Annotated in this window: 1 protein-coding gene; it reads left to right on the forward strand. The window is 46.2% G+C overall.

Annotation, left to right across the window (positions count from 1 at the left end):
- Window positions 1-359, forward strand: a 359-nt coding sequence (locus AO068_RS27825) for a polymorphic toxin type 50 domain-containing protein (protein WP_235592538.1), incomplete at its 5' end; no start/stop codon positions are given.
- Between the last annotated feature and the right edge of the window lie 461 nt (window positions 360-820).

Genomic DNA, 820 nt, shown 5'->3' on the forward strand with positions numbered 1-820 from the left:
TCGGTGGCGGAGTGCTTACAGCCGGCATCTTGACTGGTATGCTGGTAAGCGGTAAATCTGTAGCCAAAGAGGTTCCTGCTGTTAAATGGAGTGCTCAAGAGAAGCACTTTCCAGGTCACAATTCGTACACGCCGGGACGTAGCGTTTTGACCAGTGACCCCCGCAAGCTTGCCGAAAGTGCTGGAACTGGGCAACAGGTAGGTAATATTCCAGTTGGCATGCCAGGTTCGAAAGAAAGAGTGAATTTTGGTGGGTCTATAGGGACGTATATAGATGGAGCTGGCGTGGCAACACCTACAGCGAATGGAATAATTCACTACTCTAAGGACGGTATCCACATTGTGCCAGCGAGGCCGTGAATGATGTGTGCTCTTAATGATGTGATCGTGACGGCCCGACTAAATATTCAGAGGGCATTGTTAGGGGAGGTTTCAAGGAATCTTCGTGCTGTTATATTTTCAGTGTCGGGATTATTTTTGAATATTAGATTTTATTTTGATGGGGAGATCGATGACGACAATTTTGAATCTGCCTCCTGTGTTGAAACTGAGGTGCTTGCTGATTACGAGGATAACTGGACAGTTTCAGTGGAGTGTTTGCGGCTAGATGCTTCGGATCCGATACTTGATCAAGGGGTTTGGGTATTTAAGCGACGTGAAATTCAACAGTAATTAATTTGATGCAGAGGCATTGAGAATTTTTTGAAACTGGGCGTACGCCAAAAAAAAGTGAGTTGAAGTGGTACGCTTAGGCTCAAGACTGGAAAACCAGATGAAACAGACCAGGAGCGGGAAGCCAAGCGAAACATAATCACCAGCCT

Source organism: Pseudomonas sp. ICMP 3272, assembly GCF_001466905.1.
GTDB lineage: Bacteria > Pseudomonadota > Gammaproteobacteria > Pseudomonadales > Pseudomonadaceae > Aquipseudomonas > Aquipseudomonas amygdali.